Origin of the sequence: Serratia nematodiphila DZ0503SBS1 (assembly GCF_000738675.1) — a bacterium.
Classification (GTDB): Bacteria; Pseudomonadota; Gammaproteobacteria; order Enterobacterales; family Enterobacteriaceae; genus Serratia; species Serratia nematodiphila.
On record NZ_JPUX01000001.1, the window covers coordinates 165,370 to 177,929 of the forward strand.

Consider the following 12,560-nt stretch of genomic DNA (forward strand, 5'->3'; position numbering starts at 1 on the left):
GGTAAGAGGCATCATGTCTGCAGGAGAAGTCTTGACTCCACAGGAGTATATCGGTCACCACCTGACGCAGCTTCAGGTCGGGACTGGGTTCTGGTCGATCAACATCGACTCGATGTTTTTCTCCGTCGTCCTCGGGGCGCTTTTCCTGGTGATCTTCCGCAAAGTGGCTAAAAACGCCACCAGCGGCGTGCCGGGTAAACTGCAAACCGCCGTGGAGCTGGTGGTCGGTTTCGTCGACAGTAGCGTGCGCGACATGTACCACGGCAAGAGCAAGGTGATTGCGCCGCTGGCGCTGACCGTGTTCGTCTGGGTGTTCCTGATGAACTTGATGGACCTGCTGCCCATCGACTTCCTGCCTTACGTTGGCGAACACATCCTCGGCCTGCCTGCGCTGCGCGTGGTGCCTACCGCCGATGTGAACGTCACGCTGTCGATGGCGCTGGGCGTGTTTATCCTGATTCTGTTCTATAGCATCAAAATGAAAGGCGTTGGCGGGTTTGTTAAAGAGTTGACCATGCAGCCGTTCAACCACCCTGTATTCATTCCTATCAACCTGATTCTTGAAGGTGTCAGCCTGCTGTCCAAACCTGTTTCACTGGGTCTGCGACTGTTCGGCAACATGTATGCGGGTGAGTTGATCTTCATCCTGATTGCCGGCCTGTTGCCGTGGTGGTCACAGTGGGTCCTGAGCTTGCCTTGGGCTATCTTCCACATCCTGATCATTACGCTTCAAGCCTTTATTTTCATGGTTCTGACGATCGTCTATCTGTCGATGGCGTCTGAAGAGCACTGATTTTCTTAAAACACTTGCACTTTTAAACTGAAACAAACTGGAGACTGTCATGGAAAACCTGAGTATGGATCTGCTGTACATGGCTGCCGCTGTGATGATGGGTTTAGCGGCAATCGGTGCTGCGATCGGTATCGGCATCCTGGGTGGTAAATTCTTGGAAGGCGCTGCTCGTCAGCCTGACCTGATTCCTCTGCTGCGTACACAGTTCTTTATCGTTATGGGTCTGGTCGACGCCATCCCGATGATCGCTGTAGGTCTGGGTCTGTACGTGATGTTCGCCGTCGCGTAAGTAGAGCAACCCTCTACGACGTAACCAAACTATTAACTTTTAAAGAGGCATTGTGCTGTGAATCTTAACGCAACAATCCTCGGCCAGGCCATCGCGTTCGTTCTGTTTGTCTGGTTCTGCATGAAGTACGTATGGCCGCCGATCATGGCTGCCATCGAGAAGCGTCAGAAAGAAATCGCTGACGGCCTCGCTTCTGCAGAGCGTGCCAAAAAAGATCTGGACTTAGCGCAAGCCAATGCGACCGACCAGCTGAAAACTGCTAAAGCAGAAGCTCAGGTGATCATCGAGCAAGCGAACAAACGCAAAGCTCAGATCATGGATGAAGCGAAAGCCGAAGCCGAGCAGGAACGTAACAAAATCGTGGCGCAGGCTCAGGCTGAGATCGAAGCCGAACGTAAGCGCGCTCGTGAAGAGTTGCGTAAGCAAGTCGCGATGCTGGCAATTGCCGGCGCCGAGAAGATCATCGAACGTTCCGTGGATGAAGCTGCTAACAGCGACATCGTTGATAAACTGGTCGCTGAACTGTAAGGAGGGAGGGGCTGATGTCTGAATTTGTAACTGTAGCTCGCCCCTACGCCAAAGCAGCTTTTGACTTTGCCGTTGAGCACCAAAGCGTAGAGCGCTGGCAGGAAATGCTGGCGTTTGCGGCTGAAGTCACTCGCAATGAACAGATTTCTGAACTGCTGTCTGGCGCGGTTGCGCCAGAAACGCTGTCCAAGACGTTCATCGCGGTTTGTGGCGATCGGCTCGACGAACATGGCCAGAACTTTATCCGTGTAATGGCCGAAAATGGACGTTTACTGGTTCTTCCTGCCGTGCTGCAGCAGTTCATCGAACTGCGCGCCTCGCTGGAATCCACCGTCGAAGTCGAAGTGCTCTCTGCGAGCGCGCTGAACGACGAACAGCAGGCGAAAATCGCCGCTGCGATGGAAAAACGTCTGTCACGCAAAGTTAAGCTGAATTGCAAAATTGACAAGTCTGTACTGGCCGGCATCGTTGTTCGCGCCGGCGATATGGTGATTGATGGCAGCGTTCGCGGTCGTCTTGAACGCCTGACAGACGTCTTGCAGTCTTAAGGGGACTGGAGCATGCAACTGAATTCCACCGAAATCAGCGAACTGATCAAGCAGCGCATTGCTCAGTTCAATGTAGTGAGCGAAGCTCACAATGAAGGTACTATCGTTTCCGTCAGTGACGGGATCATCCGCGTACACGGCCTGGCCGAAGTTATGCAGGGCGAAATGATCGCGCTGCCTGGCAACCGTTACGCAATCGCATTGAACCTGGAGCGCGACTCCGTCGGTGCCGTGGTCATGGGTCCGTACGCGGATCTGGCCGAAGGCATGAAGGTTAAATGCACCGGCCGTATCCTGGAAGTTCCAGTCGGTCGTGGTCTGCTGGGCCGCGTAGTTAACACCCTGGGCGCGCCAATCGACGGCAAAGGCCCGATTGAGAACGACGGCTTCTCTCCGGTAGAAGCTATCGCGCCAGGCGTTATCGAGCGTCAGTCCGTTGATCAGCCGGTTCAAACTGGCTACAAATCCGTTGACGCCATGATTCCAATCGGCCGTGGCCAGCGTGAGCTGGTGATCGGTGACCGTCAGACCGGTAAAACCGCGCTGGCGATCGATGCGATCATCAACCAACGCGACTCCGGCATCAAATGCGTTTACGTGGCTATCGGCCAGAAAGCGTCCACCATCGCTAACGTGGTGCGCAAACTGGAAGAGCACGGCGCATTGGCCAACACCATCGTGGTGGTGGCGACCGCTTCCGAATCCGCTGCACTGCAATACCTGGCGCCATACGCCGGTTGCGCAATGGGCGAATACTTCCGTGACCGCGGTGAAGACGCGCTGATCGTGTACGATGACCTGTCCAAACAGGCCGTTGCTTACCGCCAGATTTCCCTGCTGCTTCGTCGTCCGCCAGGTCGTGAAGCTTACCCAGGCGACGTATTCTACCTGCACTCCCGCTTGCTGGAGCGCGCAGCGCGCGTCAACGCCGAATACGTTGAAGCCTTCACCAAAGGTGAAGTTAAAGGCCAAACCGGTTCACTGACCGCTCTGCCGATCATTGAAACCCAGGCGGGTGACGTTTCCGCGTTCGTTCCGACCAACGTAATCTCGATTACCGATGGTCAGATCTTCCTGGAATCCAACCTGTTCAACTCCGGTATTCGTCCGGCAGTTAACCCGGGTATCTCCGTATCCCGTGTTGGTGGCGCCGCGCAGACCAAGATCATGAAGAAACTGTCCGGTGGTATCCGTACCGCGCTGGCGCAGTATCGTGAACTGGCTGCGTTCTCCCAGTTCGCATCCGATCTGGACGACGCGACCCGCAAACAGCTGAGCCACGGTCAGAAAGTGACCGAGCTGCTGAAACAGAAACAGTATGCGCCGATGTCGGTTGCACAACAGTCTCTGGTGCTGTTTGCCGCAGAACGCGGTTACCTGAACGACGTCGAAGTCGCCAAAGTGGTGAGCTTCGAAGCCGCGCTGGTAGCCTATGCGGACCGCGAGCACGCCGAACTGCTGAACCACATCAACCAAACTGGCAACTTCAATGATGAGATCGAGGGCAAGTTGAAAGACATCCTCGAGACCTTCAAGAAAACCCAGTCCTGGTAACGCCGAACGGTCCTGCTGTTGAAAGACAGCAGGCCGTCTGGCACTGAGGAGAAGCAGAGATGGCCGGCGCAAAAGAGATACGTAGTAAGATCGCTAGCGTGCAAAACACGCAAAAGATCACTAAAGCGATGGAAATGGTCGCCGCCTCCAAAATGCGTAAATCGCAGGATCGCATGGCGGCCAGCCGTCCTTATGCAGAGACCATGCGCAAAGTGATTGGTCACCTTGCGTTAGGGAATCTGGAGTACAAGCACCCGTACCTGGATGAGCGTGACGTTAAGCGCGTCGGGTATCTGGTGGTGTCTACTGACCGTGGTCTCTGCGGCGGCTTGAACATCAACCTGTTCAAAAAGCTGCTGGCGGAGATGAAAGCCTGGTCCGAAAAAGGCGTCGAAACCGATTTGGCGCTGATTGGCTCTAAAGCGGCCTCTTTCTTTGGTTCCGTGGGCGGCAACGTGGTTGCCCAGGTGACCGGCATGGGGGATAAACCTTCCCTGTCGGATCTGATCGGGCCGGTGAAAGTGATGCTGCAGGCCTACGACGAAGGTCGTTTGGACAAGCTGTACATTGTCAGCAACAAATTTGTTAATACGATGTCCCAAGAGCCGCAGGTGCTTCAGCTGCTGCCGTTACCGCCAGCCGATGACGAAGAGCTGAAGAAAACGCCTTGGGATTACCTGTATGAACCCGATCCAAAAGTGCTGCTTGATACCTTGCTGCGCCGCTATGTGGAGTCGCAGGTTTATCAGGGCGTCGTGGAAAACCTGGCCAGCGAGCAGGCCGCACGAATGGTCGCGATGAAAGCCGCAACCGATAACGGCGGTAGCCTGATCAAAGAGCTGCAGTTGGTATACAACAAGGCGCGTCAGGCCAGCATCACTCAGGAACTCACCGAGATCGTTTCGGGAGCCTCCGCGGTTTAAGCTAGGTTTACGAATTACGTAGAGGATTCAAGATGGCTACTGGAAAGATTATCCAGGTAATCGGCGCCGTGGTGGACGTCGAGTTCCCTCAGGATGCCGTACCGAAAGTGTACGACGCCCTTGAGGTAGAAAACGGCACCGAAAAACTGGTGTTGGAAGTTCAGCAACAGCTGGGCGGTGGCGTGGTTCGCTGTATCGCAATGGGGACCTCCGACGGTCTGCGTCGCGGTCTGAAAGTGAACAACCTGGACCACCCGATTGAAGTGCCGGTGGGTAAAGCTACCCTGGGCCGTATCATGAACGTATTGGGTCAACCGATCGACATGAAAGGCGACATCGGCGAAGAAGAGCGTTGGGCGATTCACCGCGCGGCGCCAAGCTACGAAGAGCTGTCCAACTCCCAGGAACTGCTGGAAACCGGTATCAAGGTAATGGACCTGATTTGTCCATTCGCCAAGGGCGGTAAAGTCGGTCTGTTCGGCGGTGCGGGCGTGGGTAAAACCGTAAACATGATGGAGCTGATCCGTAACATCGCGATCGAGCACTCCGGTTATTCCGTGTTTGCGGGCGTGGGCGAGCGTACTCGTGAGGGTAACGACTTCTACCACGAAATGACCGACTCCAACGTTCTGGACAAAGTATCCCTGGTTTACGGCCAGATGAACGAGCCACCAGGTAACCGTCTGCGCGTTGCGCTGACCGGTCTGACCATGGCTGAGAAATTCCGTGACGAAGGCCGTGACGTTCTGCTGTTCGTTGACAACATCTACCGTTACACCCTGGCCGGTACCGAAGTGTCCGCACTTCTGGGCCGTATGCCATCCGCGGTAGGTTATCAGCCAACGCTGGCGGAAGAGATGGGCGTTCTGCAAGAACGTATCACCTCGACCAAGACCGGTTCCATCACTTCCGTACAGGCCGTTTACGTTCCTGCGGATGACTTGACTGACCCGTCACCAGCCACCACCTTTGCGCACTTGGACGCAACCGTGGTACTGAGCCGTAACATCGCTTCTCTGGGTATCTACCCGGCCGTTGACCCGCTGGATTCCACCAGCCGTCAGCTGGATCCGCTGGTTGTTGGCCAGGAGCACTACGACGTAGCGCGTGGCGTGCAGTCCATTCTGCAACGCTACCAGGAACTGAAAGATATCATCGCGATCCTGGGTATGGACGAGCTGTCTGAAGAAGACAAACTGGTCGTATCCCGTGCGCGTAAGATCCAACGTTTCCTGTCTCAGCCGTTCTTCGTGGCAGAAGTCTTCACCGGTTCTCCGGGCAAGTTCGTATCGCTGAAAGACACCATCCGTGGTTTCAAAGGCATTATGGACGGCGACTATGACCACCTGCCGGAGCAGGCGTTCTACATGGTTGGCACCATTGAAGAAGCAGTGGAAAAAGCCAAGAAACTGTAACGCCTTGAGAGGAGGGTGATATGGCTATGACTTACCATCTGGATGTAGTCAGCGCGGAAAAACAGATGTTTTCCGGCCTGGTGCAGAAGATCCAGGTGACAGGCAGCGAAGGTGAACTGGGGATCTTCCCTGGCCATGCGCCGCTGCTGACTGCCATCAAGCCTGGCATGGTGCGTATTGTTAAGCAGCACGGTGAAGAAGAGTTCATCTACCTGTCCGGCGGCATCCTCGAGGTGCAGCCGAGCGTGGTTACCGTGCTGGCGGACACTGCTATCCGTGGTACTGACCTCGACGAAGCGAGAGCGTTGGAAGCTAAGCGTAAAGCTGAAGAACACATTCGCAGCTCTCATGGCGATGTCGACTATGCTCAGGCATCCGCTGAACTGGCGAAAGCGATCGCAAAACTGCGCGTTATCGAGCTCACCAGAAAAGCGATGTAATGTTTGGGTGCCCGGCACCCAACTTTAAGAAAGCGGCCTATAGGGTCGCTTTTTTTTTACTTTAAAATAAGCATTTCAGCCCGGTGGGCGGTGTGGTGTATAACCGCTGATATCGGGAAATAAACGTCGCCGATCGCCGACAGTTTTTTCGTCCCGATGCCGAATTCGCCGTGATAGCGGCAGACCAAGGCCCACGCGGCCTGCGCCGGGTTCGTGCAGAGAAATATGTAGTAATATCGTCGCTAAACGGTTTTACTTTCGTCTATCAAAATGGAGTTATCAGGTTGCTTATGTCGAACAGCGCAATGAGCGTGGTCATCCTCGCCGCGGGCAAGGGAACACGCATGTATTCCGATCTTCCCAAGGTCTTACATCCGTTGGCCGGCAAGCCGATGGTGCAACACGTCATTGATGCCGCGATGAAACTGGGCGCGCAACAGGTTCATCTGGTATACGGCCACGGCGGCGATCTGTTGAAAAGCACGTTGACCGAAGGCGCGCTGAACTGGGTGCTGCAGGCCGAGCAACTGGGTACCGGCCATGCGATGCAGCAGGCCGCGCCGCACTTTGCCGACGATGAAGACGTGCTGATGCTGTACGGCGATGTGCCGTTAATCTCCGTGGATACGCTGCAACGCCTGCTGGCGGCCAAGCCGCAGGGCGGCATCGGCCTGCTGACGGTCAAGCTGGACGATCCGAGCGGTTACGGCCGCATCGTGCGTGAGCAGGGCAACGTGGTGGGCATCGTCGAACACAAGGACGCCAGTGAGGCACAGCGCCAGATCAACGAGATCAATACCGGCATCCTGGTGGCGAACGGGCGCGATCTGAAGCGCTGGCTGGGAATGTTGAATAACGACAACGCACAGGGCGAGTTTTACATCACCGATATCATTGCGTTGGCCCATGCCGACGGCAAGAAAATCGAAGCCGTGCACCCGTCGCGTTTAAGTGAAGTGGAAGGCGTGAACAACCGTCTGCAGCTGGCGACTCTGGAGCGCGTATTCCAGTCGGAACAGTCTGAAAAGCTGCTGTTGGCCGGCGTGATGCTGTTGGATCCGGCGCGTTTCGATCTGCGCGGGGAACTTGTTCACGGCCGTGACATCACTATTGATGCGAATGTGATTATCGAAGGTCACGTCAAGCTGGGCGACCGGGTGAAAATCGGCGCCGGCTGCGTGCTGAAAAACTGCGTGATTGGCGATAACTGCGAGATCAGCCCTTACAGCGTGCTGGAAGACAGCGTGCTGGAAGCAGACTGCACGGTGGGGCCGTTCGCCCGCTTGCGCCCTGGCGCGGAGCTGGCGGCAGGGGCTCACGTCGGCAACTTCGTGGAAATGAAAAAGGCGCGTCTGGGCAAAGGCTCCAAGGCCGGCCACCTCAGCTACCTGGGCGATGCCGAAATCGGTGATGACGTGAATATCGGCGCCGGCACCATCACCTGTAACTACGATGGCGCCAACAAGCACAAAACGCTGATCGGCGACGGCGTATTCGTCGGTTCCGATACTCAGCTGGTGGCGCCGGTGTCGGTCGGCAAAGGATCCACCATCGCCGCCGGCACCACGGTAACGCGCGATATCGCCGAGAACGAACTGGTGCTGAGCCGCGTCAAGCAGGTGCACATTCAGGGTTGGCAACGTCCGGTGAAGAAGAAGTCATAGTGTGTTTTGCGTTGGGCTCCGTTCAGAGCCCAATACAAAACATAATAACCCCCACCATCTACAGGCTCGGGGGACGCACGGTAAAAACCGGCAAAAATCAGGTCAAGGCATCGAAAGCGCCCATGAAGGGCGTTCATTAGGAATATAACTGATGTGTGGAATTGTAGGCGCAGTAGCGCAACGTGATATTGCAGAAATCCTGTTGGAAGGTTTACGTCGTCTCGAGTACCGCGGTTATGACTCCGCCGGTCTGGCGGTGGTCGATGAAAAAGGCAACGTCAGTCGCCTGCGTCGCGTTGGCAAGGTACAAAAGCTGGCCGAAGCGGCGGAACAAACCGATCTGCACGGCGGTACCGGCATCGCTCACACCCGTTGGGCTACGCACGGTGAACCGACCGAAGCGAACGCGCACCCGCATGTTTCCGACTACATTACCGTGGTGCATAACGGCATCATCGAAAACCACGAGCCGCTGCGCGAACTGCTGATTGAACGCGGTTACCGTTTCAGCTCTGAAACCGACACCGAAGTGATTGCGCACCTGGTGCACTGGGAACAACTGCAAGGCGGTACGCTGCTGGAAGTGGTTCAGCGCGTGATCCCGCAGTTGCGCGGCGCTTATGGCACCGTGGTGATGGACAGCCGCGATCCGAGCGTGCTGGTCGCGGCGCGTTCCGGCAGCCCGCTGGTTATCGGCCGCGGCGTCGGGGAAAACTTCATCGCTTCCGATCAGCTGGCGCTGCTGCCGGTCACCCGCCGCTTCATCTTCCTGGAAGAGGGCGACGTGGTGGAAGTGACTCGCCGCACCGTCAACATCTTCGACAAACAGGGCAACGCCATCGAGCGTCCTGAGATCGAATCCCAGGTGCAGTATGACGCCGGCGACAAGGGCGCTTACCGCCACTACATGCAAAAAGAGATTTACGAACAGCCGCTGGCGCTGAAAAACACCCTGGAAGGGCGTTTCAGTCATGGCCAAATCAACCTGAGTGAGCTGGGGCCGCACGCCGACGAGCTGCTCGCCAAGGTGCAGCACGTGCAGATTATCGCCTGTGGGACGTCTTACCACTCCGGTATGGTGGCGCGTTACTGGTTCGAAGCGCTGGCCGGCGTGCCATGCGATGTCGAGATCGCGTCCGAATTCCGTTACCGCAAATCGGCGGTGCGTCCGGGCAGCCTGATCATCACTCTGTCGCAGTCCGGCGAAACCGCCGACACCCTGGCGGCGCTGCGTCTGTCCAAAGAGCTGGGTTATCTCGGTTCGCTGGCCGTTTGTAACGTTGCCGGCTCTTCGCTGGTGCGCGAATCCGATCTGGCGCTGATGACCAAAGCCGGTACGGAAATCGGCGTAGCCTCGACCAAAGCCTTCACCACGCAGCTCACCGTGCTGTTGATGCTGGTGGCGCGCCTGGGCCGTCTGAAAGGCATGGCGGAAAGCGTGGAGCACGAGATCGTGCATGGTCTGCAGGCGCTGCCGGCGCGCATCGAGCAGATGCTGTCGATGGATAAAGAGATCGAAGCGCTGGCGGAAGGCTTCTCCGACAAGCACCATGCGCTGTTCCTCGGCCGCGGCGATCAGTATCCGATCGCCATGGAAGGGGCGCTGAAGCTGAAAGAGATCTCCTATATTCACGCTGAAGCTTATGCGGCGGGTGAGTTGAAACACGGCCCGCTGGCGCTGATCGACGCCGATATGCCGGTGATCGTGGTGGCGCCGAACAACGAACTGCTGGAAAAGCTGAAGTCCAACATTGAAGAAGTGCGCGCGCGCGGCGGCCAGCTGTACGTGTTCGCCGATCAGGACGCCGGCTTCGTCAGCAGCGAAGGCATGACCCTCATTCCTCTGCCGCACGTCGAGGAAATCGTCGCGCCGATCTTCTACACCGTGCCGTTGCAGCTGCTGTCTTACCACGTGGCGCTGATCAAGGGCACCGACGTTGACCAGCCGCGCAACCTGGCGAAGTCTGTCACCGTAGAGTAATTTGTCGCAGGTAAACTGCAAAAGCCGGCCTTAGCGCCGGCTTTTTTCATGAGTGACCTTAAAGATGACAGCGCTGCCGTTTCGGTGATAAACGTTGTCATATTCAAGCGGATAGGCCGCGCCAAGCCGGTTTTTTATTGCTTGGGAAATGTGCTGTTTCACGGCTAACCTTCTGATTTACATACAAACAAACACCTATCAAATACGCTGTAATATAACTGTCATATTGCGTACATTTTTCTGTCACCAAACTGTCCTATTTTCCCTCCTGCAGCAATACTTACTCTGATTAAAACGACTCGAAGTCGATTTTAAGTATCCCATTAGGAGGGATTATGAAACTGATGCGTACCACCGTCGCCAGTATTGTGGCAGCGACCTTCTCCCTGACCGCCGTGTCCGCGTTCGCTGCTGCCAGCCTGACCGGTGCAGGTGCGACATTCCCCGCTCCGGTTTACGCCAAGTGGGCAGATTCTTATCAGAAAGAAACCGGCAATAAAGTTAACTATCAGGGCATCGGCTCCTCTGGCGGCGTAAAGCAAATCGTGGCCAACACCGTTGACTTTGGCGCCTCCGACGCCCCGCTGTCTGACGACAAGCTGGCGGCCGATGGCCTGTTCCAGTTCCCGACCGTGATTGGCGGCGTGGTGCTGGCGGTGAATATCCCGGGCATCAAATCCGGCGAACTGACGCTGGACGGTAAAACCCTGGGTGATATCTACCTGGGCAACGTCAAAAAGTGGAACGATCCGGCTATCACCAAGCTGAACCCTGGCGTGAAACTGCCTGACCAGAACATCGCCGTGGTGCGCCGCGCCGACGGTTCCGGCACCTCGTTTGTGTTCACCAGCTACCTGTCCAAGGCCAACGCGCAGTGGAAAGAGAAGATTGGCGCCGGTTCTACCGTTAACTGGCCGACCGGTCTTGGCGGTAAAGGCAACGACGGCATCGCCGCCTTCGTTCAGCGCCTGCCTGGCTCTATCGGCTACGTAGAATACGCTTACGCCAAGCAGAACAACCTGGCTTACACCAAGCTGGTGTCCGCCGACGGCAAACCGGTCAGCCCGACCGAAGAGAGCTTCAGCAACGCCGCCAAAGGCGCGGATTGGAGCAAAACGTTCGCTCAGGATCTGACTGACCAGAAAGGCGACAACGTGTGGCCAATCACCTCCACCACCTTCATCCTGGTGCACAAAGAGCAGAAAAACCCTGCTCAGGGCGCCGAAGTGCTGAAGTTCTTCGACTGGGCGTATAAAACCGGTGCAAAACAAGCTAACGAGCTGGATTACGCCACCCTGCCGGCAGAAGTGGTTGAGCAGGTGCGTGCGGCCTGGAAAACCAACGTAAAAGACAGTTCAGGTAAAGCGCTGTACTAACAACGCAGGGGCGCGGGTTCGCCGCGCCCCACACAGTTCTTCAGGCTCCGATCCCGGTTGGGGCTGCCAGGGTTCAAACAGAGAGTAATCTATGGCTGAGTACAAGCCGACCATCAAAGCACCGGGCAAAAACGGTGACATCATTTTCAGCGCGCTGGTGAGACTGGCTGCGCTGATTACCCTATTGTTGCTGGGCGGCATCATCGTTTCGCTGATCTTCGCCTCCTGGCCAAGCATGCAGAAATTCGGCTTTGCGTTCCTGTGGACCAAAGAGTGGGACGCGCCGGCGGAGCAGTTCGGCGCGCTGGTGCCGATCTACGGCACCGTGGTCACCTCGCTTATCGCGCTGATCATCGCCGTGCCGGTGAGCTTCGGCATCGCGCTGTTCCTGACCGAACTGGCGCCGAACTGGTTGAAGCGGCCGCTGGGCATCGCCATTGAGCTGCTGGCGGCCATTCCGAGCATCGTCTACGGTATGTGGGGCCTGTTCGTGTTCGCCCCGCTGTTCGCCGAATACTTCCAGACGCCGGTGGGCGAAGTACTGTCGGGCATTCCAATCGTCGGCGAGCTGTTCTCCGGCCCGGCCTTCGGCATCGGCATCCTGGCCGCCGGGGTGATCCTGGCGATCATGATCATTCCTTACATCGCCGCGGTGATGCGCGACGTGTTCGAACAGACCCCGGTAATGATGAAAGAGTCGGCCTACGGCATCGGCTGCACCACCTGGGAAGTCATCTGGCGCATCGTGCTGCCGTTCACCAAAAACGGCGTCATCGGCGGCGTGATGCTGGGCCTGGGCCGCGCGCTGGGGGAAACCATGGCGGTGACCTTTATCATCGGCAACACCTACCAGCTCGACAGCGCTTCGCTGTACATGCCGGGCAACAGCATCACCTCGGCGCTGGCCAACGAATTCGCCGAAGCCGAGTCCGGCGTGCACACCGCCGCGTTGATGGAGCTGGGCCTGATTCTGTTTGTTATCACCTTTATCGTGCTGGCGCTGTCGAAACTGATGATCATGCGTCTGGCCAAGAATGAGGGGCGTTAAC

The 12,560-nt window shown here is 56.8% G+C and carries 12 protein-coding genes; all 12 read left to right on the top strand.

Annotation, left to right across the window (positions count from 1 at the left end):
* Positions 1-13: 13 nt before the first annotated feature.
* Positions 14-793 carry a F0F1 ATP synthase subunit A gene (gene atpB, locus JL05_RS00730; protein WP_015376132.1) on the top strand — a complete coding sequence of 260 codons (780 nt, stop codon included), beginning with the start codon at positions 14-16 and terminating at the stop codon, positions 791-793.
* 49 nt (positions 794-842) lie between these two features.
* On the top strand, positions 843-1,082 hold the full coding sequence (gene atpE, locus JL05_RS00735) for a F0F1 ATP synthase subunit C (protein WP_004093904.1): 240 nt from the start codon (positions 843-845) through the stop codon (positions 1,080-1,082).
* Positions 1,083-1,139: 57 nt separating this feature from the next.
* Positions 1,140-1,610 carry a F0F1 ATP synthase subunit B gene (gene atpF, locus JL05_RS00740; protein WP_004933804.1) on the top strand — a complete coding sequence of 157 codons (471 nt, stop codon included), beginning with the start codon at positions 1,140-1,142 and terminating at the stop codon, positions 1,608-1,610.
* 14 nt (positions 1,611-1,624) lie between these two features.
* Complete coding sequence (gene atpH / locus JL05_RS00745) at positions 1,625-2,158, top strand: F0F1 ATP synthase subunit delta (RefSeq protein WP_004933806.1); 534 nt, start codon at positions 1,625-1,627, stop codon at positions 2,156-2,158.
* A 12-nt stretch (positions 2,159-2,170) separates the two neighbouring features.
* A complete protein-coding gene (gene atpA, locus JL05_RS00750; RefSeq protein ID WP_004933808.1) occupies positions 2,171-3,712 on the top strand; it encodes a F0F1 ATP synthase subunit alpha in 1,542 nt (513 codons plus the stop codon).
* Between the two features lie 59 nt (positions 3,713-3,771).
* A complete protein-coding gene (gene atpG, locus JL05_RS00755; RefSeq protein WP_004933811.1) occupies positions 3,772-4,635 on the top strand; it encodes a F0F1 ATP synthase subunit gamma in 864 nt (287 codons plus the stop codon).
* Positions 4,636-4,667: 32 nt separating this feature from the next.
* Positions 4,668-6,050, top strand: a complete 1,383-nt coding sequence (gene atpD / locus JL05_RS00760) for a F0F1 ATP synthase subunit beta (RefSeq protein ID WP_033631385.1) — start codon at positions 4,668-4,670, stop codon at positions 6,048-6,050.
* A gap of 20 nt (positions 6,051-6,070) precedes the next feature.
* Positions 6,071-6,490, top strand: coding sequence for a F0F1 ATP synthase subunit epsilon (locus JL05_RS00765; protein WP_004933814.1), 420 nt, complete (start codon positions 6,071-6,073; stop codon positions 6,488-6,490).
* A 290-nt stretch (positions 6,491-6,780) separates the two neighbouring features.
* A complete protein-coding gene (glmU, locus tag JL05_RS00770; RefSeq protein WP_033631386.1) occupies positions 6,781-8,154 on the top strand; it encodes a bifunctional UDP-N-acetylglucosamine diphosphorylase/glucosamine-1-phosphate N-acetyltransferase GlmU in 1,374 nt (457 codons plus the stop codon).
* A gap of 151 nt (positions 8,155-8,305) precedes the next feature.
* Entirely contained in the window at positions 8,306-10,135 is a 1,830-nt protein-coding gene (gene glmS / locus JL05_RS00775; protein ID WP_004933817.1) for a glutamine--fructose-6-phosphate transaminase (isomerizing), read from the top strand.
* 335 nt (positions 10,136-10,470) lie between these two features.
* Positions 10,471-11,511 carry a phosphate ABC transporter substrate-binding protein PstS gene (gene pstS, locus JL05_RS00780; protein ID WP_004933819.1) on the top strand — a complete coding sequence of 347 codons (1,041 nt, stop codon included), beginning with the start codon at positions 10,471-10,473 and terminating at the stop codon, positions 11,509-11,511.
* A 91-nt stretch (positions 11,512-11,602) separates the two neighbouring features.
* Positions 11,603-12,559 carry a phosphate ABC transporter permease PstC gene (pstC, locus tag JL05_RS00785; RefSeq protein ID WP_004933822.1) on the top strand — a complete coding sequence of 319 codons (957 nt, stop codon included), beginning with the start codon at positions 11,603-11,605 and terminating at the stop codon, positions 12,557-12,559.
* Position 12,560: the final 1 nt, after the last annotated feature.

What these genes read in the sequence shown, in the direction of transcription:
- atpB (WP_015376132.1), top strand. Translation starts at nt 14, where the DNA reads ATGTCTGCAGGAGAAGTCTTGACTCCACAGGAGTATATCGGTCACCAC.
- atpD (WP_033631385.1), top strand. Translation starts at nt 4,668, where the DNA reads ATGGCTACTGGAAAGATTATCCAGGTAATCGGCGCCGTGGTGGACGTC.
- pstS (WP_004933819.1), top strand. Translation starts at nt 10,471, where the DNA reads ATGAAACTGATGCGTACCACCGTCGCCAGTATTGTGGCAGCGACCTTC.
- atpE (WP_004093904.1), top strand. Translation starts at nt 843, where the DNA reads ATGGAAAACCTGAGTATGGATCTGCTGTACATGGCTGCCGCTGTGATG.
- pstC (WP_004933822.1), top strand. Translation starts at nt 11,603, where the DNA reads ATGGCTGAGTACAAGCCGACCATCAAAGCACCGGGCAAAAACGGTGAC.
- glmU (WP_033631386.1), top strand. Translation starts at nt 6,781, where the DNA reads ATGTCGAACAGCGCAATGAGCGTGGTCATCCTCGCCGCGGGCAAGGGA.
- atpA (WP_004933808.1), top strand. Translation starts at nt 2,171, where the DNA reads ATGCAACTGAATTCCACCGAAATCAGCGAACTGATCAAGCAGCGCATT.
- glmS (WP_004933817.1), top strand. Translation starts at nt 8,306, where the DNA reads ATGTGTGGAATTGTAGGCGCAGTAGCGCAACGTGATATTGCAGAAATC.
- atpH (WP_004933806.1), top strand. Translation starts at nt 1,625, where the DNA reads ATGTCTGAATTTGTAACTGTAGCTCGCCCCTACGCCAAAGCAGCTTTT.
- atpG (WP_004933811.1), top strand. Translation starts at nt 3,772, where the DNA reads ATGGCCGGCGCAAAAGAGATACGTAGTAAGATCGCTAGCGTGCAAAAC.
- JL05_RS00765 (WP_004933814.1), top strand. Translation starts at nt 6,071, where the DNA reads ATGGCTATGACTTACCATCTGGATGTAGTCAGCGCGGAAAAACAGATG.